The sequence below is a fragment of the Mesorhizobium sp. B2-5-7 genome (assembly GCF_006440875.1).
GTDB classification, from domain to species: domain Bacteria; phylum Pseudomonadota; class Alphaproteobacteria; order Rhizobiales; family Rhizobiaceae; genus Mesorhizobium; species Mesorhizobium australicum.
Genome location: NZ_VFUO01000001.1, coordinates 815777 through 838674, shown reverse-complemented (window position 1 = coordinate 838674; position 22898 = coordinate 815777). Strand labels below are relative to the sequence as shown.

The window sequence follows — 22898 nt, the reverse complement described above, 5'->3', positions numbered from 1 at the left end:
CCGTAACGCTGGTGCCGCGTGGTCAACCCCGCACAGCCGCCGCCATGCCCGAACTGGTCAGTGCCGCCGCCTTGACCAGCCCAGCCGTTAGAGCGGCTCCCGCCCCTTCGCCGTGGCCGATCCCCAGATCGAGCAGCGGACGCAGCCCGAGGTGCTCGGCCGCCCTTGCATGCGCGCACTCCGGCGACAGGCTGGCGAGAAGACAATGATCAAGGGCTGCGGGGTTCGCTGCATGCAGCACCGCCGCGGCTGCCGTTGCCGCGAATCCATCGAGCAGTACCGGTATCCGCTGCATCCGCGCGGCAAGGATTGCGCCGGCTATCGCCGCGAACTCGCGGCCGCCCACCCGGCGCAGCGCCTCAAGCGGATCTTCTAGATGGCGGCCGTGAAAGGCCAGCGCCGCATCGACCACCTCTGCCTTGCGAGCCCGCATCGCCGCGTCGGCGCCGGATCCCGGGCCAACCCAGTCGGCACCCCTGCCCCCCAAAAGCGCGGCGAGCAGGGCGGCGGCGACGGTGGAATTGCCGACGCCGAGATCGCCGAGGCAAAGCAGGTCGGTGCCGCCGGCAATCGCCTCCATGCCGAAGGCCATGGTGGCGGCGCAACCGCGCTCATCGAGCGCGGCGTCCTCGGTGATGTCGCCGGTCGGGATGTGCAGGGCAAGATCGAACACCTTCAGACCGAGGTCGTTGGCAATGCAGATCTGGTTGATCGCCGCACCGCCGGCCGCGCAAAGCTCGACCGCGTTAGCGGTCGCCGCCACGGGCCTCGGCGAAATGCCTTGCCTGGCAACGCCATGGTTGCCGGCAAAGACAGCCATCAGGGGCCTGGTCACGGCAGGCGGAGCGCGACCGCTCCAGGCTGCGAGCCAGGCGGCGATGTCCTCGACGCGGCCAAGCGAATTCTCAGGCTTATCGGCCTTGGCAAACAGTGTGCGCACGCGCGCTTCAGCTTTGAGGTCGGCCAATGGCAGATTGCCGAGCAGGTCGCGGAAATCATCGAAAGGCAGTGCACTGGTCATGTCGCGAACAATCGTTGCTGGAGCAGAGGAGCGGAATAGCTGTCTTGCGTGACCGGCACAACCTCCTCGATCGTCCTTCCTGATTTGCCGCAAAGGCGGCCACGGAAGGCGCGATCGGGAGGGCTTGCATTGGCTTTGCCATTGCACCATGTGGAGGTGGAAGAGCGGATTCCGGACCGGGTCCACCGAGAGAAAGTCATGACCGCCATCGAATCTCCCTGCATCCTGGTCTGTTCGATCGATATGAAAACCGGCTTCTGCTTCGGTTGCGGCCGCACGCGCGAGGAGATCGGCGCCTGGATAGGGATGACGCCCGAGACGCGCCGCAGCGTGATGGCCGAACTGCCAGCCCGGCTCGAAACCGTCGAGCGCCGGCCGCGCCGGGAAACGCGCCGCACCCGCATGGCACGCGAACGCGACGCACTCTAGCGAGGGACGAGTGAGCAGCCGGCTGTTCTGGGTTGTGATGGCGGTGATCGGTGTAGGGGCAGCCCTGCTCATGCTCAACGATTCCGCCGGCAGCACGTTCGGCGTCGAGAATTACGATTTTGGCCGGCTGATCTGGCTTGGGGCTTTCGGCGCCCTTATCGGCGCCGGCTTGCTGCGGTCCGCTCCGCTGGGAGTAATGGCCCGCAACCTCGGCGCCTGGGCGGCTATCGTGCTCGCGCTGATCGCCGGCTATCAATATCGCTACGAGCTGCAGGACGTCGCCAGCCGGGTGACCGCCGGCCTCGTTCCCGGCAGCCCGCTGGCGCTCGGTGTCGAAGACGGCCACGCCACCGTGACCTTGGACAAGGCCGACAATGGCCATTTCGAAGCGCGCATCCTGGTCAACGGCAACGCGGTTCGCGCCGTTGTGGACACCGGCGCCACCAGCACGGTTCTGACTTCGGAGGACGCCCAGGCCGCAGGCTTCAATCCCGCGGCGCTCAACTACACGATACCGGTTTCGACCGCCAATGGCATGGCGCGCGCCGCGGCGGTCAAAACCGACGAACTGGCGATCGGCGGCATCGTGCGCAAGGATATGCCGGTGATGATCGCCGCTCCCGGCATGCTGAGCCAAAGCCTGCTTGGCATGAACTTCATCGGTTCGCTGTCGGGCTTCGACGTGCGTGGCGACCGGATGATCCTCAGGGACTGAGCTCAGGCCGCTTCGGCGGCCGCTCCACCGAGTTCGACAGCCGCGAAAGCCGTCTTCAGCATATCCGCCCCGGCCCCGGGTCGGGTCGCGTCGGTGGACAGGATCTGACGGTAGCGGCGCGCGCCGGGCAGCCCGTGAAACAGCCCGACCATATGGCGGGTAATATGGCCGAGCCGGCCGCCCTGTTCGATATGGTGCGCCGCATAGTCCGCCATCGCATCGATCAGTGCCGCGAAATCGAACGCTTCCGACCGCGCACCGTAGAAGGCGGCGTCAACACCGGCCAGAATGCCTGGTGTGTGGTACGCGGCGCGGCCGAGCATGGCTCCGTCGACATGATCGAGATGCAGCCGCACCTCGCCAAGAGACTGAATACCGCCATTGATGCCTATGAATTTGCTTTGTTTTCCAGCCTTCAACCGATAAACCCTGTTATAGTCTAGCGGCGGGATGTCGCGATTTTCCCTGGGGCTCAGCCCTTCCAGCCAGGCCTTGCGAGCATGCACCCACAAGGCATCGGCGCCGGCATCGAAAACCCCATTCGCCAGCGCATCGAGCGCCGGCTCCGGATCTTGTTCGTCGACGCCGATGCGGCACTTGACCGTGACTGGCACCGTCACCGCCGCGTTCATCGCCGCGACGCAGGTTGCGACGAGGTCGGGTACTTTCATCAGGCAAGCGCCGAACGTGCCCGACTGGACGCGGTCGGACGGGCAGCCGACATTGAGATTGATCTCGTCATAACCAAAGGCTTCGCCAACGCGCGCCGCTTCGGCAAGTTTTGCCGGATCGGAGCCGCCAAGTTGCAGGGCGACGGGATGTTCCACCTCATCGAAGCCAAGCAGCCGCTCGCGCGCGCCGTGGATAACCGCGTCGGCCACAACCATTTCGGTATAAAGCAGCGCATGTGTCGTCAGCTGGCGATGGAAGAACCGGCAATGGCGGTCCGTCCAGTCCATCATGGGTGCAATAGCCAGTCTATATTGTTGATTTGTCAGCATTTTCTTTAACATTCCAAAACGCTAGACCCTGCCGGGTGCACACGAATTTACGCCAAGTCGATCATGGTGAGACGCTGACAAAGTCCCGTATAGCGCGCCTGAAGCCCTTCGGCGAATTCATCGACCTTCATATCGACGACATGTGCGATGTAGGCAAGTCCCTCTCCGATCTGTGTCGTAAGCACATGAGTTGTCCAGATTAGGTAGCAGATGAGTTGTCCGGGTTTATCGCCCGCCAAAAGAGGCTTGGGATGACACGGACAGCATGGCTGAGCACCAGCCTCCAAATCCAACTGCACGAATTTTTCCAAAGCAGGAACATAGAAGCATTGTGCGAGTTAGGCACGGACGCCTGCTCGCGTTCCACGATCTGCCAGGGTTCTCTTTGATGTTCGAACGAATGCCCAAGACAATGTATCGCTGTCAGCTTTTCGTATCTGCCTTTGGTTTGTTGTTGCTGATGGGCGACCTGCTCCACGATGACAGGGCCATGGCGCAGCAGGCTTGTCCGGCCGATCACGATAGGCTGCTTACAGTCCTCAAAGCCAATGTGAAGGCAAGCGGCGGACCAGCCAATGGCGGCTTTGAAACCAACGAATGGGGCGCGATCGTTGCCCGCGATGGCACTGTCTGCGCGATTGCGTTCAGCGGCCCGGCAGTCGATTCGCAATGGCCGGGCAGTCGGCTCGTCGCAGCGGAGAAAGCCAACACCGCCAATGGTCTCAGCCTGGCTCAAATGGCCCTGTCGACGGCCAATCTCTACGCTGGCGTGCAACCGGGTGGGCCGCTGTTCGGGCTGCAGGCGACCAACCCCGTCAATCAAGCCGCGGCTTATGCGGGCGATCCCAAAACCTTCGGCAGCGCCAACGATCCGTTGGTCGGCAAGCCTATCGGCGGCGTCGTCGTGTTTGGCGGGGGCTTGGCCCTTTACGACGGCAAAACGATCGTCGGCGCGCTTGGCGTCAGTGGCGATTCCTCTTGCGCCGACCACAATGTCGCCTGGCGCGTTCGCGCGGCTCTCGGCCTCGACAAGGTCCCGGCAGGCGTCAATCCCAACCGTAAGGATGCCATCATCTATGATCTCGATCCCGGCGGAAAAAGCGCCTCCGGCTGGGGTCACCCGCTATGCTCGGGCACCGAGGCCGACATCGCAGCGGAAATCGGTTCAGGCGTCGGAGGCGCGACACCGAAATGAAGCAAGCAGCGCGGTGTGCAACACCCTGCGTCGACGCGGTACGCACGAACCGCCCGGCGGCAGCTAGAAAACGTCTCCAGAGCTTCCTTGCGGGGTTGCTGCTGGCTTGCACTCCTCTGCTGACGAGCGCTTCCGAAGCTCCGCCACCGTCGGCGATCTCGCCGCCGGCTTCCGCCGCACCGCGCGACGATGGGCAATGGACGATGCCGGCCAAGAACTACGCGTCGACCCGCTACAGTGAGCTCACGGAAATCAACGAAGGCAATGTCAAGAACCTGCAGGTGGCCTTCACCTTCTCCACCGGCGTCAACAAAGGCCAGGAAGCGGCGCCGCTGGTCGTCGGCGGCACTATGTACATCGTGACCCCCTTCCCCAACATGGTCTACGCGCTCGACCTCACCAAGCCAGGCGCGCCGATGAAATGGAAGTTCGAACCCAATCCCGAACCCGCGGCGCAAGGGGTTGCCTGTTGCGACGTCGTGAATCGCGGCGCGGCTTTCGCGGACGGGCGCATCTTCTTCAACACACTGGACGGTCACACCATCGCACTCGATGCGAACACCGGTCAGCCGATCTGGAACTCCCATATCGGCAACATCAACATAGGCGAGACCATCACCATGGCGCCGTTGGTGGTGAAAGGCAAAGTGCTGGTCGGCAATTCAGGCGGCGAGATGGGCGTCCGCGGCTGGGTCAAGGCGCTTGACGCCGGCGACGGTCATGTCGTCTGGACGGCCTACGGCACCGGACCGGACAAGGACGTGCTGATCGGCCCCGATTTCAAGCCGCATTACGACATGGACAAGGGCAAGGACCTTGGCGTCACGACATGGCCGCCGGAAGCCTGGAAAATCGGCGGCGGCAACATGTGGGGCTGGATTTCCTACGACCCGGATCTCAACCTGATCTTCCACGGCACCGGCAACCCCGGACCGTGGAACCCGGATCTGCGGCCCGGCGACAACAAATGGACGTCAGGGATTTTCGCCCGCGACCCTGATACCGGAGCGGCGAAATGGTTCTACCAGTGGAGCCCGCATGACCTCCATGACTATGACGGGATCAATGAGCAGGTCCTTCTCGACATGAACTGGCAGGGCAAGCCGCGTAAGGTGCTGGTCCGGCCCGAGCGCAACGGCTATCTCTACATTCTCGACCGGACCACCGGCGAAGTGCTGTCCGCGAAGCCCTACGGCCCCGTCAATTCCAGCAAGGGTGTCGACCTCGACAGCGGCCGTCTGGTCGAAAATCCGGACAAGAAGACCGGTACCGGCAAGGTCGTCCGCGACATCTGCCCGACCGCATCGGGGCTCAAGGATTGGCAGCCTTCCGCCTTCTCGCCGAAGACAGGGCTGCTCTACATACCGCATAACAATCTGTGCATGGACGAAGAAGGCGTCGAGGTGAACTACATCGCCGGCACGCCCTATGTCGGCATGAACGTGCGCATGATCCCCGGGCCTGGTGGGAACCGGGGCGCCTTCACCGCTTGGGACATCGCCGCGGAGAAGCCCGCCTGGAGCCTCAAGGAGAACTTCCCGGTGTGGAGCGGCGCGGTCGTGACCGCCGGCGATGTCGTCTTCTACGGAACCATGGAGGGTTGGTTCAAGGCGGTCAGCGCCAAAACCGGCGAGCTGCTTTGGCAATTCAAGACGTCGTCCGGCATCATCGGCCAGCCCATCACATATCGCGGCCCCGACGGACACCAATATGTGGCGATCCTGTCGGGTGTAGGCGGCTGGGCCGGCGCCATCGTGTCCGGCGATCTCGATCCGCGCGACGCCACCGCTGCCCTCGGTTTCGTCAACGCGATGAAGGATCTCAAGGACGCGACAACGGCGGGAGGCACGCTCTATGTGTTCCGGCTCCCCTGAGGCACTCGAGCGGCCCTCGCGCCAGGTGCGAAAGGCGCTCCAGCGGATGGCAACCGGCATGGCCGCCCTCGCCTTGCTGCTCTTGCCGGCGACAGCGAATGTGCGTGAACTGAGGGTCTGCGCCGACCCGAACAACATGCCCTTCTCCAACGCCGCCGGTCAGGGCTTCGAGAACAGGATCGCTGAGATCGTGGCCGCCGATCTCGGCGCCAAACTGACCTACACTTGGTGGGCACAGCGCCGGGGCTTCGTGCGCAACACGCTGAAGGCCGGCCTTTGCGATCTCGTGCCCGGCACGCCGGCCAATCTCGAAATGCTGCGCACCACCACCCCCTATTATCGGTCGTCCTATGTTTTCGTCACCCGCCAGGACGGCCCGGATGTGGCATCCTTCAACGATCCGCGGCTGCGCGCCATGCGGATCGGCGTGCAACTCATCGGCGACGACGGGGCCAATTCGCCTCCCGTCCAGGCGCTCGGCCGCCGCGGCATCGTCGGGCATCTCGTCGGCTATCCCGTCTATGGCGACTACTCCGCACCCAACCCTCCGGCGCGCATCGTCGAAGCAGTGGCGACCGGAGACATCGATCTTGCCGTCGTCTGGGGCCCGCTCGCCGGCTACTTCGCCGCCAAGCAGAAAGTGCCTCTCCGCGTCACGCCCGTCACGCCTCGCATCGACGGGCCGCAATTGCCCATGATCTACGACATCTCGATGGGCGTTCGGCGCGAGGACGATGCGCTGCGTGGCGATGTGAACAGCGCGCTGGCCAGGCACAAGGCCGAGATCGACGCATTGCTGTCGCAATATGGCGTGCCGCGCCTCGATGGCCCGGGGAGCCCAGTGCGATGAAGCACGGTGCCGCCATGCTCTTGTTTACGGCCCTAGCGCTTACGGCATGCCAGCGCGAGGAGCGTGACACGCGCCCGCAATCCTCGCTCGGATCGGGTGAGCAGCCGGCGCCTGTGACCACATTGGAACCCGGTGGACAGCGGCCTTCGGCCAGCGACAACAAGGCAGCCAGCTTCGAGGCCAATGCCTTCCACCTCAGCGAGGGCAAGCGCCTGTTCAGCTGGTTCAACTGTTCGGGCTGTCATGCCAATGGCGGCGGCGGCATGGGGCCGGCCTTGATGGACCAGAAATGGCTTTACGGCAGTTCGATCGAAAGCATCCACGCCACCATCCGCGATGGGCGGCCAAAAGGCATGCCGAGCTTCCGCGACAAGATACCCGATGACCAGATTTGGGAGCTTGCCGCCTTCGTTCGCTCGCTGAGTGGCAACGCACCCTCGTCCGCCGCGCCGCAACGCAATGACGACATGATGCCGCATCCGTCGGAAAACCGCATGCCAGATGCAGCCACGCTGGGGAAATCACCGTGAAGCGCCTTGCGTCGACCGGGTTCGGCACGGCCTGCGTCTTGTTTCTGCAGGGATGCGCGGGATGGCAATCAGCGCTCGACCCGAAAGGGCCAGCTGCCAGTGAGCTGGCATGGCTCATCTGGTTTTTCACCGCGCTTTGCGCGGTGATCTGGGTCCTGGTGATGATCGCTCTTGCCACACCGTTGATGATGCGGTCGCGGGACGGCGCCGAGCTGCTCGTGCTCGACGCCGGCGCCGACCATCGAAAGTTGCGCGTTGTCGTGATCGCCGTCGGGCTGACCGCAGTGATCGTGGTCGGACTGACCTTGCTGAGCTTCTTCGCCAACAGGACACTTGCGGCGATCGGCTCCGACGCCGCGCTCACCATTCGCGTCACGGGCCACCAATGGTGGTGGGAAGTCCGCTACGAAGACGCCACGCCGAGCCGCATCCTGACCACGGCGAACGAGATCCACATCCCCGCCGGGGAGCCCGTACGGCTTCTGCTGACATCGACGGACGTGATCCATTCCTTCTGGGTGCCGAGCCTTTCCGGCAAGCTCGACCTCATCCCCGGCCATATCAATGTGCTCGACATCAAGGCCGACAAGCCTGGCGTATATCGCGGCCAGTGCGCCGAGTTCTGCGGTGCGCAGCATGCGAACATGGGTACCTTCATCATCGCTGAGCCGAAGGAAAAGTTCGACGCTTGGTGGAACGACCAGTTGCAGCCGTCTGGCCCTCCGGCGAGCGACGAGGCCAAGGCTGGCGAGGACCTGTTCCTCAAGCGTCCCTGCGTGATGTGCCACAGGATCGGGGGCACTCCAGCGGGAGGAACCGTCGCGCCGGATCTGACGCATATTGCCAGCCGGCGCACGCTCGCCGCCGGCACGTTGACGATGAGCCGAGGCAATATCGCTGCCTGGATAGCGGACCCCCAAGGCGTGAAGCCCGGTTCCCACATGCCTGTGGTGGAGCTCAACGGCGACGAACTCAACGCCATCGTCGCCTACCTCGAGGGTCTGAAATGAGCAGCGCGGATCTGATCAGCGAACGCGACCTGCCGCCGAAACGCGAGACCGCCACCAAGGGCGACCTGGCTCCCGAGCATGACGGACCGCGCGATACTGGCATGGACGATGCCAGCCTGCACCACTGGCTCACGCGGGCATGGCGCACGCCGCCCGGCATCATCGGAGCATTGTCGGCCGTCGACCACAAGGTCATCGCAAGGCGCTATCTGATCACGGCCTTCATCTTCCTGTGCCTTGGCGGGCTGAACGCGGTCGCCATGCGAATCCAACTCTCCGGGCCGCAGCGCGGGCTGATCGGGCCGGACCTCTACAACCAGCTGTTCACGATGCATGGCGTCACCATGATGTTCCTGTTCGCTGTGCCCATCGTTCAGGCAACGGGAATCTATCTGGTGCCGCTGATGGTCGGCACCCGTAACATCGCCTTCCCGCGGCTCAATGCATTCGGCTACTGGATCTACGTCTCGGGCGGGGCCTTTGCCTGGATCTCATTCCTCCTCAACATGGCGCCGGACGTCGGCTGGTTCGCCTATGTGCCCCTATCCGGACCGGAATTCTCTCCTGGCAAGCGCGCTGACGTCTGGGCGCAAATGATCACCTATACCGAAGTGTCGTCGCTTGCGGTCGCCGTCGCCACCATCGTCACCGTGTTCAAGCAACGCGCGCCCGGCATGTCGCTGGACAAGATACCGCTTTATGTGTGGGCACTGCTGGTCACTTCCTTCGTCGTCGTCTTCGCGATGCCGGCGGTCATGATCACCTCGACCTTCCTCATTCTCGACCGGCTTGTCGGAACCCACATTTTCAACCCCGCGGAGGGCGGCGACGCCCTGCTGTTTCAGCATCTGTTCTGGTTCTTCGGTCATCCCGAGGTCTACATCATCTTCCTGCCGGCGACGGGCATGGTCTCCTCCATCATTCCCGCTTTTGCCCGGCGACCGACGTTCGGCCATTTAGGGCTGGTCCTGTCGCTGATCGCGGTGGGTTTCCTGTCGTTCGGCCTCTGGGTGCATCATATGTTTGCAACCGGATTGCCGAAGCTCGGGGCGAGCTTCTTCACGGCGTCCAGCATGCTGATCGCCATCCCCAATGGCGTGCAGATCTTCTGCTGGCTGGCGACCTTGTGGGATGGCAGACCGGTGATCCGCACGCCGCTGCTGTTCGTCTTCGGCTTCTTCTTCATCTTCGTCATCGGCGGGCTAACCGGCGTCATGCTCGCCTCGGTGCCGCTCGACCTTCAGGTGCACGACACCTACTTCGTCGTCGCCCACTTCCACTATGTGCTGATCGGCGGATCGGTATTCCCGCTGCTGGGCGCGGCCTATTTCTGGTTCCCCAAGATCACCGGGCGCATGATGAGCGAACGTCTCGGACGCTGGCATTTCGGGCTGGCCTTCATCGGCTTCAACGCGGCCTTCTTCCCGATGCATCTCGTGGGCCTGTGGGGCATGCCGCGCAGGGTCTATACCTATCCGGCGGAGCTTGGCTGGGGCAACATCAACCTGTTCATCAGCGCCGGCGCGGTGCTGTTCTTCCTGAGTTTCGTGCTGTTCACCTTCAACCTGATACATGGCGCATTGAAAGGGGCTCCGGCCGGCGATAACCCCTGGGATGCCGGCACCCTGGAATGGGCCACCTCGTCCCCGCCTCCAAGTTACAATTTCTCGCGCATTCCGATCGTGACGAATGTCGAGCCGCTGTGGGCCGAACGAGAGGCGCTTCCCGTCGCAACTGGACTCCGCGTCGATGTCCGCGAGTTGCTCATCTCGACGGTGGCGGAGGCCTACCCCGACATCCGCGAGAAATCGGCGACGCCGTCGATCTGGCCGCTGCTGGCGGCGATCGCCGTGGGCGGCACGTTCCTCTACTCGATCTTCACGCCGTGGGCGATCGTCTGGGGCGCCATGCCGATCGCGCTCACGCTGCTCGGCTGGTTCTGGCCCAAGGGCGATCCGGAGGACGAGGAATGAACCAGCGGCCCGTCACCGACCTTTCCGCCCTCCCTACGTTTGGCCATGGTCCGCGCAGCCCAACCTGGTGGGGCACGCTCGGCTTCATGGCATTGGAAGGGACGGGCTTCGCGCTGGCGGCCGGCGCCTATCTCTATCTGGCGATGTCATGGCCCAACTGGCGTCTGAGCGCCCCGGAACCTAACCATTGGCCGGGAACGATCGTCACTCTGTTGCTGATCGCCAGCCTGGTGCCAAACCACATCCTCAATCGCTACGCCGAGCATTGCGCAATGGTACCGGTGCGGATCGGCATGGTCGTGATGTCGCTGTTCGGTGTCGCCCCGCTCGTGGTGCGCTGGTTCGAGTTCCCGGCATTGAATATCTATTGGGACACAAACGCCTACGGCTCGATGCTTTGGGTGTTGCTTGGACTGCACACCACGCATCTGATCACCGACGTGGGCGACACGATCGTGCTGACGGTGCTGATGTTCACACGCCATGGCTATAGCGGCCGGCGCTTCGGCGATGTGGGCGACAACGTCTTTTACTGGGATTTCGTGGTGCTCACCTGGATCCCGATCTACCTGCTCATCTACTGGGTACCGAGGCTAGGCTGATGCGCGCGCTGCGGTTGGGAATGTCCTGGGGTGGTCTTTTGTCGGGGCCTTTGGCTTGGGCAATCTCGACGCAGCTGAACTACGCGCTTGTTCCGTGGCAGTGCAATCGCCAGGTTCCGGTCGTGCTTCCGATCGCATTGCTGCTGGCCTTCCTTTCACTTCTCGGCGGCATGCTTTCTTGGCGGGCACGGCGGCAAGGGGGCGCGGCTTTCAAGCCGGAGCGCACGCGCGGCACCGAGAAATTCGTCGCCGATCTCGGCATTCTTGCGGCTTTGCTTTTTGCCCTTGTCATCGTCATGCAGGGCAGCGCCGCACTCATTCTCGACGAGTGCCTGCGATGAGCTTCGAGGCCTTCTTCTCAACCTCGATCTGCTATGGCGCCGGCGCGCCCGAAGCGGGATGGACGCTTGCGTTTCCCATCACGCTCCCTTTGGCCGCAATCGCGCTCATCTATGCGCTCGGAGCGAGCCGGCTATGGCGCCGCAGCAGCCGGGGCCGCTCCGAGCGGACGCGGCAAGTTCTGTTGTTCACCGCCGGCTGGGGCGTGCTGACCGGAGCGCTGGTCAGCCCGATCCATGCGCTTGGCGAACGGGTGTTTGCCGCCCACATGATCGAGCATGAACTGCTGATGGCGGTAGCGGCGCCACTCCTTGTCGCCGCCTGCCCCGGCGCAGCCCTGATATGGGCATTGCCGACCGGACTTCGCCGAGGGACGGGAAGGCTCACGCACGGCAGGACTCTTCATGCGATCTGGACCGTTGCCAGCCGCCCCCTCAACGCAACCGCCATCCACGGCATCGCGATCTGGATCTGGCACGTTCCCGTCCTGTTCGAGGCAGCGCTTCAGCAGGGCGTGCTGCACTACGCCCAGCATGCGAGCTTCCTCGGCACAGCCCTGCTGTTCTGGTGGGGGATTCTGCCGCGTTCCGGCCGCCAGCAGGCCTATGGCAGCGCGGTCATGCATCTCTTCTTCACGTCACTGCACACCGGTCTGCTCGGCGTGCTGCTGCTGTTGTCGCCCAGACTCTGGTACCCGCAGAATGCCGCCGGTGCGGCGCTCTGGGGTCTAACCCCGATCGAGGACCAGCAGCTCGCCGGACTGGTGATGTGGGTTCCGGCTGGCCTGATCTATGGCGGAGCCGCCTTGCTGCTTGCCGGCCTTTGGATAAGTAAGAGCGGAATCAGGGAGGCAAGCCATGCGCTCCGGCCTGGCTAGGATGGTGGGCGGCGCGCTCGCCGCGATCCTGCTGCTGACCGCGGCAGTCGCCGCAGCGACCTTGTGGTCCGACCGGCGCGATCGTGTTCGCCACGAATCGGACATGGCGACCGGCGGCTTGGAAGCGCGCGCCATTCCGATCATGATCGCGAACGGCTGCTCCGGATGCCATACGATCCCCGGCGTGCCGGGGGCACAAGGCCAGGTTGGTCCGCGCCTCGATTCCAGCCTTGCCGACCGGGTCTTTATCGCCGGCGTGCTGGCGAACAATCCGGAGAACCTGATCCGCTGGATACGAGCGGCGAGGGAGATCAATCCGCACACGGCCATGCCATCGACGGGGATCACAGAGCAGCAGGCGCGTGATATCGCTGCCTACCTCTACGCCCTGAAATGATCAGCCCTCGCCGCCGCCCCGGGACCACAGGCCGCGGCCGGGGTCGTAGCCGACCACTGCCGCCAGGAAAAACACGACGAGGCAGGCGAGAACGACAAGGGCGGAAACGGGATCAAAGCGTAGATAGAGCGTGAAGCGTATCAGTTCGACCGCCGAACTGAACGGCCCTCGAGCGACAGCGCCTTCATGGACCGATCACCACCGACTTCACCACCTCCTCATTCTCCAGATCGATGAACGAGATGTCGCCGGAATTGCCCTTAGCGCTGACCAGGCGCTTCTGGTCATCGGACAGCGCCAAGTGCCACGGCCGCTGGCCGACGAGATAGAGGCGGCGCACCGCCAGCGTCTTGGCATCCACTTCGGCCACCCGGTTGGCCGAACCGAGCGCGACATAGGCAGTGGCGCCGTCGCGTGCCATTTCGATGTCGACCTGGACGCCCTCGCTGCGGATGCCGGGGACCTCGAACTCGACCTTGCCGGTCTCTGCACGAGACGTGGTGTCGAGGCGGTCACCGTCCCGGGACCAACAGAAGCAGCAGAATCGAGAGCGCCAGTTTCATTGATGGAGAGGTTGGGCGAGAATAGGAGTTCATTGACGACCTGAGGATCGGCCACGTCGATCTTCGCCTGCGGGCCGTCAACTGGCGACGGAAGAACCGGCAATACCGATCCGTCCAATCCATAGCGAATTTTGCTTCCAGCATGTTTGATTTTAGTTGCTCTCTGCCGAGGCTGGTCAGTGTTGATCACCGAACAGCTTGGAAAGCCTGTAATCTACTGCATTCTCTTTGTATTTCAAACACTTGGCGGGCGAGCATTGCCGCGATTCACGGCTGTTCGATGCTCGTTTGAATCGGTTTAGATTCATATTAATTTCAAAAATGCAATAGGCATATTGAATTATCCACAAATTGGAGTAGCTTTTTAGCTATTGCTAATAAAAGGAGGACGGCATGCACATCCGTGCGTGCCAAGGGAGGGGGGTCATCATCATGGCCTATTTGTTGCCTGATAGCATCCGCCGGCTGCGGATGATCCACGCGCGCAGGACACGTCCGCGCGGGAACGCCTGACCGGGGCATGAGCGAAGGGCTTGGAACGCCCTCGACGCCCTACCCCCGATCCATTCCACCACTCCACTTTCTTTAACGAGGACGCGTAGCGCCGGCCGTACCGGCGGATGCGCGCCCATGCGGCTGGTTGTCGGCGTTGGGGCCGATTTGGGCCTGCCGCAATAACCAGGGAGAATTCCGATGGCACTCGACATCCTCGCCCAAGACATCATCATCGACGAAACGACCGGCCTCCAAGACAATGATATCAACCCGGCCGTTGCGCCGTACAGCACCAACACGACGCTGCAATATCTCGAGACTCTCGGTTCTCCGCTCGAAACCGCATTCCAGGCTAACTTCGTGCGGGCCACGGCGAGCGCCGGAGAAACCATCAACTCGATCGTTCTTACGCAAAACGCTTCCGGCACGCCGTTCTCCACCACGGTTGGCGTGAACAGCAACCTTCAGACTGACGACGGAAAATATATATGGCTGTTCCAGGACGCAACGCATGCGAACGTCGTGATCGGTGTCATCGGCACCTCTGATCCGTCTGCCGCGCCCGTTGCGAATGGCCCCCTCGCCTTCTCGTTTGGTCTGGACTCCACGAGCGCCACAAACGCGGACCTTTACTTAGTCGAGTATGTGCCGTTGCACCATCCGGACGCGACCAACCCGGACGACCGCATCGATCTAACCGATAAGGTGTTCGCATCGGTCGCCGGAACCTCGGTGGTTAATTTCTCGGGCCAGAACGCGGCTCCCGGCAATCATGATTTCTATGTGATCGATTCGGGAAGCGACGCTACGAAGCAGATTTTGGTGACAGGTTTCCTCGGGGCGGCCAATGCCACCGCCAACGTCAGTACACAAGGCTTCGGCGTCAACAACCAGAGCATCAATCCGGCTGAGGCGTTGCAGGTCGATTTCGTGACTGGCGGCACCTTGGCCGCGGGTACCGCTTCGCAGATACAGTACGGCGGCCACCTCGAGAACATTACGCAGGCCGGGTTTACGATCAACCAGATCACGCCTTCCAATCCGAGTTTGCGGGTGGACATCAAAATCAGCACCGTCAATGTCACGGGCAACGAGCAAGGCTTGAACTTTTATGACGGCAGCCCCACCACCCCCGCGCCTATCGCCAGCCTTACGCTGACCGGCACATCCGGGTTTGCGTCGCCGATCACCGCTAATGGCACCTATGCCACGGGAAGCGGCAACGTCACCGTCAGCGGCATGGGCACAGGCACCGTAACCATCACCGGCCTCGACAACGTCACCACCGTCAACATCACCACGAGCAATCCCATGGATCGGCTGACGGTTACGGGGGTCGATGCAAACGAAGGCTGTGACATCACCGAGTTCCATTTCACGGCGCAAAACACCAATGGCCATACCGAGGAGGTCGGCTCTTTCATCAACTTTGACGATGACGGGCCGAGCATATCGACGACCGGCACCGAGCCGACGCTAACCGTCGACGAGACGGTTCTTGGGACCGACGACACCAAGAGCTTTGCCGCCAACTTCAGCCCGGTCTACGGCGCCGACGGCGCCGGAGCGGTCACCTATGCGCTCGCCGTCACGGCCGGCTCGACCGGGTTGATCGACACTGCGACCAACCAGGAGGTCGTGCTGTCGGTCACTGCCGGCGGCGTCGTCGAGGGCCGCACCTCCGGCACCAGCGACCTCGTCTTCACGGTATCCGTCGACGCCAGCGGCAACGTCACCCTCGACCAGATACGTGCCTTGGTCCACTCGAACCCCAACGACCCCAATGACAATGCCACGCTTTCCGCCGACAACCTGGTCAAGCTCACCGCAACCGTTACCGACAAGGACGGTGACCACCAGTCGGCAACGCTCAACATCGGCCAGAACCTCAACTTCCACGATGACGGGCCGAGCATATCGACGACCGGCACCGAGCCGACGCTAACCGTCGACGAGACGGTTCTTGGGACCGACGACACCAAGAGCTTTGCCGCCAACTTCAGCCCGGTCTACGGCGCCGACGGCGCCGGAGCGGTCACCTATGCGCTCGCCGTCACGGCCGGCTCGACCGGGTTGATCGACACTGCGACCAACCAGGAGGTCGTGCTGTCGGTCACTGCCGGCGGCGTCGTCGAGGGCCGCACCTCCGGCACCAGCGACCTCGTCTTCACGGTATCCGTCGACGCCAGCGGCAACGTCACCCTCGACCAGATACGTGCCTTGGTCCACTCGAACCCCAACGACCCCAATGACAATGCCACGCTTTCCGCCGACAACCTGGTCAAGCTCACCGCAACCGTTACCGACAAGGACGGTGACCACCAGTCGGCAACGCTCAACATCGGCCAGAACCTCAACTTCCACGATGACGGGCCGAGCATATCGACGACCGGCACCGAGCCGACGCTAACCGTCGACGAGTCGAGCCTCGGCAGCAACGCCGCCGATTTCGCGGCTGTCTTTACCCCGCATGCCGGTGCGGATGGCGGTGCCATGAGCTACACGCTCGACATCAATCAGGTCACCAACGTCAGCGGCCTGACAGACACCTTGAGCGGCCTGTCGATTCTGCTCTTCGTCGAAAGCGGCGAGGTGGTTGGCCGGGCCGGATCGGCCGCGGGCGCCGTGGTATTCACGGTGAGCGTGGCCGCCGACGGCAACGTGACCCTCGACCAGGAACGTGCGGTCATGCATTCGCCCGACTCCGGACCGGACCAGGCAACAACTTTGGCGGCTGATAATCTTGTCACTTTGACCGCCACCATCACCGATGGTGACGGCGATCAGGCCTCGGACCATGTCAATATCGGCACCAGCCTCATCTTCAAGGACGACGCGCCAACGATCACCGTGCCGTTCGACGGCGACCCGGGTACCGCGGGTATCCAGAACGAAAACCTGGCCAACACGCTGAATGCATCCGCCTCCGGAGCCTTCGGCTACGACATCGGCGCCGATGCGCACCCGGCTGCGTTCTACACCGGCGGCGGTTCCGACTTTGTCGATCAGAACGGCGCGCTTGCCGGCGTCCAGATCGGGCTGAGCGGCACGATCGTCGGCGGTGGCGGCGGCAATGTCCTCACCCCGGATGTGACGCTCGCATCGGAGACCGACACCAACGCAACATTCAACTTCAACTTCACCTACGACAAGGATTCGGCTGCCGGGCTCCAGACCGGCACGGCGGGCGGCACCCTCGTCTTCGACAAGGTCAACGACACTTACGCTATCACCCTGACCGACCCACTCGAAGGCTTCACTTTCGACGTGATTCACACCAGCCAACTCCTGTCCAAGGAGCCCTTGAGCAATGCAGGCCACCCTCCGATCGTGGTGGAGAAGTTGCAGGCGGATGACCCGGGCACGGCGGCCGACGAAGACTTTTACGTGCAGTTCACCGGCAACCTGATCGACAGAAGCCATCCGTTCAGCCTGACGAATAATGGAGAGGGGTCTTCCGGCGACTCCACGTTCAACTCGCTGCCGACGGCCGGTACCCACGATATGGTCAGCAACAGCAATGAAACCTGGGTTTCTGCCACCCAGAGCACTAACGGTGTCGCCGGCGACACGATCCAGAAAGGCGAACTGCTGACCCTGCGGTTCTTCGACAGCAGTGTCGGCATCCAGACCGAGGCTACCGATCCGACCGCGACGGCCGGCGCGATGGCCATCAAGTTCGACGGCATCGGCAACAGCGAAGACCTGATGCTAATCCTCGACCTGACCGACGGCACAAACGAGATCACACGGGCCGTCTATGTCTCGAACTCCGACATCTTCAAGAAGGGTCAGGTGCCGGCCCCTTACAATGGCGAGTTCACACTCGACAACAATGACGGCCTCGTGATCATCGAGCAGAACGACTACAACGCGGCCGGCGAACATTACTCGCTGCAAGGCGTTCAGATCATGCAGTCCGGCAACGGCATCACCGGCCAGGCAATCGACTTGAACGGAGCGACCGGCGCTAGCGGTGGGAGCAACACGACCGCCAGTCTGGTCAACTTCGACCCCGTCGACAACGACGTGCTGAAGATCACGGATATCGGCTTCACCTCGACCGTGACGCAGACGCCGGACGCTCACCTCGACTTCGCTTTCCAGGTGGCGGACGCGGACGCCGATCACACAGCGATGCAGCACATCCTTGTCGACATCGCCTGACACCAGACCCGACGGGGGCGGCATCAGCTGTCCCCGTTTCACACCGGCCGGGTGCCGGCAAGCATCGAAGTGGGAAATCCGTGATGCAGCCAAGACCGCAATTCCAGGAGGTAATGCATCTGGCACGCCACCAGGTCCCCGCCCTCCTCCTCTTCAGCCTGGTCTCCAATCTTCTCCTGCTCGCCAGCACCGTTTACATGCTGCAAATCTACGACCGGGTACTGTCGAGCGGTTCCATCGACACATTGTTCTGGCTCACATTGGCCGTTGTCGGCGCCATCGCCGTCTACGGCATGCTGGAACACGCCCGCCGTATGATGCTGGGGCATATCAGCCAATGGCTGGACGACCAGCTCAGCGTTCCGGTGATCGAACGCGCCATGGACGCGCGGCTCGCCGGCAGCAGCCTCGAAGCCGGCCTGAAGGACGTAGCGGACCTGCGCGGTTTCATCGCCGGCGACGGCATCCTGACCTTTCTCGACGCGCCATGGACACCGGTCTTCCTGGCGTTCATGTGGTTGCTGCATCCCGCGCTGGGCGTGGTCGGTCTTGCCGGCGCCGTGCTTTTGTTCTGTGCTGCGCTCGCCAATGATTTCCTCACTCGCCGCAAGAGCCAGGAGGCCGCGGCCGGACTGCGCCGCAGCCAGACCGCCGTCGGGCAGTTCATCGACGGCGCCGAGACATTGCGCTCGCTCGGCATGTCCGAGCCGGCGCTGCGGCGCTGGGAGGAAAACCAGCAGTCGCTGATGGATATCCAGACCCGGCTCCTGCGGCGCACCACCGTCATCGGCAGCTTGTCGCGTTCGCTTCGCCTAGCGCTCCAAGTGGCGGTGCTCGGGCTCGGCGCCTATCTCGTCCTGCGTCGCGAGCTGACGCCAGGCTCGATGATTGCGGCCTCGATCCTGCTCAGCCGCGCGTTGGCGCCGATCGAGCGCTCTATCGGCGCCTGGCGCGGCCTGGTCAGCGCGCGAACCGCGCGCCGCAATCTCACGAAGCTTTTCGCCGACACCAGATCGATGCAAACCGTTGGCATCACATTGCCCCGCCCACAAGGCAGGCTGAAGCTCGAGAACCTGCATTACTGCGCGCCGGGAACGTCCCAGGCGCTTGTCAATGCCATAGGCTTCGGCGTTGAGCCGGGCCAGACCTGCGGTGTGATCGGCCAGTCCGGTTCCGGCAAGACCACGCTCTGTCGTCTTATCGTCGGCGCGCTGCGGCCTTCGCTCGGCCATGTCAGGCTGGATGGCGCGGAGGTGTGCAACTGGCCTTCGGACGAACTTGGCATGCATCTCGGCTATCTGCCGCAGCAGGTCGAGCTGTTCCCCGGAACGATCGGCGAGAACATCGCGCGCCTGCGTGACGTCGACAGCGACGCGGTCATCGCCGCGGCGCAGCTTGCCGGCATCCATGATATGATCCTGCGGCTGCCGAACGGCTACCGGACCGAAGTGGGACCGCATGGCGCTCGCATTTCGCGCGGCCAGCGCCAGCGTATCGCGCTGGCCCGGGCACTGTTCGGCGATCCGCAGCTGATCGTTCTCGACGAACCGAACACCGGCCTGGATGGTGAAGGCGAAGTGGCGCTGTTCAACGTGCTCCAGCAACTGAAGGAGCGGGGCCGCACCGTCATTCTCGTCAGCCACCAGACCAATCTCCTGCGCACCGCCGATCATGTCGTCTTCCTCCATGACGGATCGGTTTCGATGTTCGGCACGCGCGACGAGGTGCTCGGCGCGCTCGGCGGACCGCCCAGGCGCATTCCGGTTCCGGCGGCCTTGCGGGAAAAGCTTGTTGCCAACGCGGCAGCGAAACTGAACGCAGCGGAGTGAGCCATGAGCGATCGATTTGGCGACTTCTCGACGACGCTGAACCGGCTGGCGGACAGCTTGCACGAACTCACCGACAGGCTGACCGCCTCCGCCAACGACCTCAGCACAGCGGTATCGGTTTGGTTGGATGGGACCGACACGCCGTCTCGCATAATGTTGCTGGCGGTGGCTGGCGCGCTCTTCCTGCTCTTGATTGCGGGATTGCTCCGGCGACGCTCGCGCGCCTACCGTGCCAGCAGGCGCAATCTGAAGCTGCGGACGCGGCCGGCGCGAATGCTGGGCTACGCTTCGGCCATCCTTTTCGTAGGCGGCACCGCTGCTTGGTCAAGCGTCGCCCTGCTGGCGAGCGCTGTCGTTGCCAACGGCGTCGTCAGCCCCGAAGGTTATCGTAAGACCATCCAGCATCTGGAGGGCGGCATCATCGGCGCGATCCACGTTAAGGACGGCGATAAAGTCAGCGTCGGGCAAGTGCTTATCAGCCTGAAGACGACCGATGCGCAAGGGCGATATGACGAGCTGGAGGGGCGCTATATTCGTCTGCTGGCGACCGAGGCGCGACTTGTTTCGGAACTTGCCGGTCAGGACCGGATAACCTTCCCCAACGAGCTGACCTCGATCGACAGCGAGAGCGCGCGCAAGGTGGTCGCCGAAGAACAGGCGCTGCTCGACAGCCGCCTCGCAACCCGCCAAGGCCGCACACAGATCCTCAACAAACGCATCGCGCAGATCGAAGAGCAAAGCACGGGAGCGAGGGATGTCATGGCGGCCGAGGCCGAGCAACTCGGCCTGATCGACCAGGAGATCGCCTCCGCGCAGGAGATGTACAGGAAGGGCCTCGAACGCCTGCCGCGGATATTGGCGCTTCAGCGCTCCCAGGCCGACATTCGAGCCAACCAGGCATCGAACCGGGCGCAGATAGCGAAGAACGATCAGCAGATCGGCGAGACCCAGTTCCAACTCCTCAACCTGCGTCAGCAGGATAGCGAGAGCGCCAACGAGGATCTTGCCAAAGCGCGCACGGATCTCGCCGAATTGCGCAGCCAATTGCCTTCGCGCCAGGACGTGCTGGCGAGGACGGACATCGTCGCGCCAATCGCCGGAACGGTGATGAACCTGCGCGTAACAACGGAATCGGGCGTGATCTCCAGCGGTCAGGCGCTTCTCGACATCGTCCCGAACGAGGCCAATCTGATCATCGATTCCCGCATCAAGCCCACGGATATCGACGTGGTGCATCCGGACATGCCGGCCCGTGTGGTGCTTTCGGCCTATCCAACCAGACACCTGCCGCAAATCCATGGCCTGCTGACCTCGATTTCGGCTGACCGGCTGACGGACGAGAGAACCGGAGAGCCTTATTTCCTTGCCAAGGTCAAGATCGACGCGGCCGATCTCAGGGATCTGCATGACATCCATCTATCGCCCGGCATGCCGGCGGAAGTCATGATCCTGACCGGCGAGCACACGCTGCTGGACTATATGTTGGCGCCGGTTCGCGATTCGCTCAATCGTGGGTTCAGGGAGAATTGAGAAGCGATACCCACCGACCTGCCCCGAGGGTCAAGCATAACCTCCATCGCGCCCGTAAGGGGCGCGATCCGCCAGAGGCAGAGGGCGTGGCGGCTATCGCCGCAGCGCGTGTATGCTCGCCATGTTGTCGCTGCCCATCGGCAGTGCCATGTCATCGTCGAGAAGCCGCGTGATCCGGGCAAATCCGGTGAACGCCTTTCTGGCTTCCTCCGCCGACATCTGTCCCGACAGGGCAGCCGAGCAGCAATTCAGCGCGCACTGATATACTGGCCCACGTCGTCCCGTCGGCCATTTACGCAAGAAAACCATCGCCTCGGCGACACTATCCACTTCTTCTACAGGATGCCCCTGCCCGCGCGATATCCGCACGGGCGCAAAGAAATGCAGGTAGTCCATTGTTTCCTCCCGGTCGATCGAGATGCGCTCGATCGAACCCTATGGAACGCCCCGCTTGGCGATTTGTTCCATGCGAAGAAGAATTTTTTAAAGATTCTGGCGATCGGAATGAGGTCGGCTATACCGTCGGGAAGTGGCAAGCCGCTTTGCGGCCGGATTGGTGCTCCCTCAGCTCCGGCCGTTCCGAACGGCAGCGCTCGACCGCGATTGGGCATCGGGGATGGAAACGGCAGCCGGATGGCGGATTGAGCGGGCTCGGTACGTCGCCTGTCAGGATGATACGCTTGCGCGTCCCAGTGGGCGTCGTCTGCACGACGGGAACGGCCGAGATCAGGGCTTGGCTGTAAGGGTGGGCCGGGGCTGAAAACACCTGTTCCGCCGGCCCTTCCTCGACGATCGAGCCGAGATACATGACCGCGATGCGGGTCGAGACCTGACGCACCACGGACAGGTCGTGGGCGATGAAGACATAGGTGAGGTCCAGCTTCTCCTGCAGATCGGCAAGCAGGTTGACGATCTGCGCCTGTACGGACACGTCGAGCGCGGAGACAGGTTCGTCGAGAACGACGAGATCGGGATTGAGGGCGATGGCGCGCGCAATGCCGACACGCTGGCGCTGCCCGCCCGAGAATTCATGGGGAAAGCGCATGACATGGTCCGGCAACAGTCCGACGAGGTCGAAGAGTTCCGCGACGCGGCTGGCGATCTCGCGCGATGAAAGCCTGCCATGGATGCGCAGCGGTTCGGCCACCAGGTCGCCGACGCGCCGGCGCGGATTGAGCGAGGCCGACGGGTCCTGGAAGACCATTTGCAGGCGCCGCCGCAGCGGCCTCAGTTCAGACAGCGATTTCGAGGTGATGTCGTCGCCTTCGAACAGGAGCTTGCCGTCCGAAATGTCGTAGAGCCTGACCAGGCACCGCGCCAGCGTGGACTTGCCGCACCCGGACTCGCCGACCAATCCGACGGTTTCGCCGCGGCGCACTGTGAGGGAGACATTGTCGACCGCGTGGACGGTTCGCCTGCCCTCCGCGGAAAAACGGCTGCCGATCGAGAAGCGCTTGCCGAGCCCGCGCGTTTCGAGGATTGGACAGTCTTTGTCGATCAT

At 63.1% G+C, this 22898-nt stretch carries 21 protein-coding genes; 15 read left to right on the top strand and 6 right to left on the bottom strand.

Going from position 1 to position 22898, the window contains the following annotated elements:
- Nucleotides 1-22: 22 nt before the first annotated feature.
- Nucleotides 23-1021, bottom strand: coding sequence for a nicotinate-nucleotide--dimethylbenzimidazole phosphoribosyltransferase (locus FJ543_RS04035; protein ID WP_140873876.1), 999 nt, complete (start codon nt 1019-1021; stop codon nt 23-25).
- A gap of 198 nt (nt 1022-1219) precedes the next feature.
- Here FJ543_RS04035 and FJ543_RS04030 point away from each other — a divergent pair, with 198 nt between their 5' ends.
- On the top strand, nt 1220-1450 hold the full coding sequence (locus FJ543_RS04030) for a DUF1289 domain-containing protein (protein ID WP_041163452.1): 231 nt from the start codon (nt 1220-1222) through the stop codon (nt 1448-1450).
- 10 nt (nt 1451-1460) lie between these two features.
- Nucleotides 1461-2165 (top strand): TIGR02281 family clan AA aspartic protease, encoded by a 705-nt coding sequence (locus tag FJ543_RS04025; RefSeq protein WP_224587214.1) that lies wholly within the window; start codon nt 1461-1463, stop codon nt 2163-2165.
- A 2-nt stretch (nt 2166-2167) separates the two neighbouring features.
- On the opposite strand, the gene dusA is transcribed toward FJ543_RS04025, so the two are convergent.
- Together dusA and FJ543_RS31385 are read right to left on the bottom strand one after the other, a co-directional pair.
- Entirely contained in the window at nt 2168-3166 is a 999-nt protein-coding gene (gene dusA / locus FJ543_RS04020) for a tRNA dihydrouridine(20/20a) synthase DusA (protein WP_140873873.1), read from the bottom strand.
- Nucleotides 3167-3213: 47 nt separating this feature from the next.
- A complete protein-coding gene (locus FJ543_RS31385; protein WP_157163660.1) occupies nt 3214-3351 on the bottom strand; it encodes a hypothetical protein in 138 nt (45 codons plus the stop codon).
- Nucleotides 3352-3626: 275 nt separating this feature from the next.
- Here FJ543_RS31385 and FJ543_RS04010 point away from each other — a divergent pair, with 275 nt between their 5' ends.
- The 10 genes from FJ543_RS04010 to FJ543_RS03965 are packed head-to-tail and all read left to right on the top strand — an operon-like array spanning nt 3627 to nt 12813.
- Nucleotides 3627-4361: a heme-binding protein gene (locus FJ543_RS04010; RefSeq protein ID WP_224587218.1), complete on the top strand. Its 735-nt coding sequence runs from the start codon at nt 3627-3629 to the stop codon at nt 4359-4361.
- Entirely contained in the window at nt 4358-6235 is a 1878-nt protein-coding gene (locus tag FJ543_RS04005; RefSeq protein WP_140873871.1) for a methanol/ethanol family PQQ-dependent dehydrogenase, read from the top strand. The genes FJ543_RS04010 and FJ543_RS04005 overlap by 4 nt, the downstream gene beginning before the upstream one ends.
- A gap of 58 nt (nt 6236-6293) precedes the next feature.
- Nucleotides 6294-7085 (top strand): substrate-binding domain-containing protein, encoded by a 792-nt coding sequence (locus tag FJ543_RS04000; RefSeq protein WP_224621993.1) that lies wholly within the window; start codon nt 6294-6296, stop codon nt 7083-7085.
- On the top strand, nt 7082-7615 hold the full coding sequence (locus FJ543_RS03995) for a c-type cytochrome (RefSeq protein WP_140720414.1): 534 nt from the start codon (nt 7082-7084) through the stop codon (nt 7613-7615). Before FJ543_RS04000 ends, FJ543_RS03995 begins: the two co-directional genes overlap by 4 nt.
- Nucleotides 7612-8625, top strand: a complete 1014-nt coding sequence (coxB, locus tag FJ543_RS03990) for a cytochrome c oxidase subunit II (protein ID WP_140873869.1) — start codon at nt 7612-7614, stop codon at nt 8623-8625. The genes FJ543_RS03995 and coxB overlap by 4 nt, the downstream gene beginning before the upstream one ends.
- On the top strand, nt 8622-10598 hold the full coding sequence (gene ctaD, locus FJ543_RS03985) for a cytochrome c oxidase subunit I (RefSeq protein ID WP_140873867.1): 1977 nt from the start codon (nt 8622-8624) through the stop codon (nt 10596-10598). The genes coxB and ctaD overlap by 4 nt, the downstream gene beginning before the upstream one ends.
- Nucleotides 10595-11200: a cytochrome C oxidase subunit III gene (locus FJ543_RS03980; RefSeq protein WP_140720411.1), complete on the top strand. Its 606-nt coding sequence runs from the start codon at nt 10595-10597 to the stop codon at nt 11198-11200. The genes ctaD and FJ543_RS03980 overlap by 4 nt, the downstream gene beginning before the upstream one ends.
- Nucleotides 11200-11541 carry a hypothetical protein gene (locus tag FJ543_RS03975; protein WP_140720409.1) on the top strand — a complete coding sequence of 114 codons (342 nt, stop codon included), beginning with the start codon at nt 11200-11202 and terminating at the stop codon, nt 11539-11541. Before FJ543_RS03980 ends, FJ543_RS03975 begins: the two co-directional genes overlap by 1 nt.
- A complete protein-coding gene (locus FJ543_RS03970; protein WP_140873865.1) occupies nt 11538-12416 on the top strand; it encodes a cytochrome c oxidase assembly protein in 879 nt (292 codons plus the stop codon). The genes FJ543_RS03975 and FJ543_RS03970 overlap by 4 nt, the downstream gene beginning before the upstream one ends.
- Nucleotides 12397-12813: a c-type cytochrome gene (locus tag FJ543_RS03965; protein ID WP_015317831.1), complete on the top strand. Its 417-nt coding sequence runs from the start codon at nt 12397-12399 to the stop codon at nt 12811-12813. Before FJ543_RS03970 ends, FJ543_RS03965 begins: the two co-directional genes overlap by 20 nt.
- Before the next feature lie 184 nt (nt 12814-12997).
- On the opposite strand, the gene FJ543_RS03955 is transcribed toward FJ543_RS03965, so the two are convergent.
- The gene (locus tag FJ543_RS03955) at nt 12998-13234 is read right to left on the bottom strand and encodes a hypothetical protein (protein ID WP_041163447.1); all 237 of its coding nucleotides are present in this window, start codon (nt 13232-13234) and stop codon (nt 12998-13000) included.
- An 835-nt stretch (nt 13235-14069) separates the two neighbouring features.
- On the opposite strand from FJ543_RS03955, the gene FJ543_RS03950 reads away from it, so the two are divergent.
- The 3 genes from FJ543_RS03950 (at nt 14070) to FJ543_RS03940 (ending at nt 21397) form a co-directional block, all read left to right on the top strand.
- Entirely contained in the window at nt 14070-18038 is a 3969-nt protein-coding gene (locus FJ543_RS03950; RefSeq protein WP_140873863.1) for a DUF5801 repeats-in-toxin domain-containing protein, read from the top strand.
- An 83-nt stretch (nt 18039-18121) separates the two neighbouring features.
- Nucleotides 18122-19867, top strand: a complete 1746-nt coding sequence (locus FJ543_RS03945; RefSeq protein ID WP_246678816.1) for a type I secretion system permease/ATPase — start codon at nt 18122-18124, stop codon at nt 19865-19867.
- A gap of 3 nt (nt 19868-19870) precedes the next feature.
- On the top strand, nt 19871-21397 hold the full coding sequence (locus FJ543_RS03940) for an HlyD family type I secretion periplasmic adaptor subunit (protein WP_140873860.1): 1527 nt from the start codon (nt 19871-19873) through the stop codon (nt 21395-21397).
- Nucleotides 21398-21490: 93 nt separating this feature from the next.
- Here the strand turns inward: FJ543_RS03940 and FJ543_RS03935 are convergent, their stop codons facing one another.
- Both FJ543_RS03935 and FJ543_RS03930 read right to left on the bottom strand, forming a co-directional pair.
- The gene (locus FJ543_RS03935; protein ID WP_140616446.1) at nt 21491-21793 is read right to left on the bottom strand and encodes a DUF982 domain-containing protein; all 303 of its coding nucleotides are present in this window, start codon (nt 21791-21793) and stop codon (nt 21491-21493) included.
- Between the two features lie 118 nt (nt 21794-21911).
- Nucleotides 21912-22898, bottom strand: coding sequence for an oligopeptide/dipeptide ABC transporter ATP-binding protein (locus FJ543_RS03930; RefSeq protein ID WP_140616445.1), 987 nt, complete (start codon nt 22896-22898; stop codon nt 21912-21914).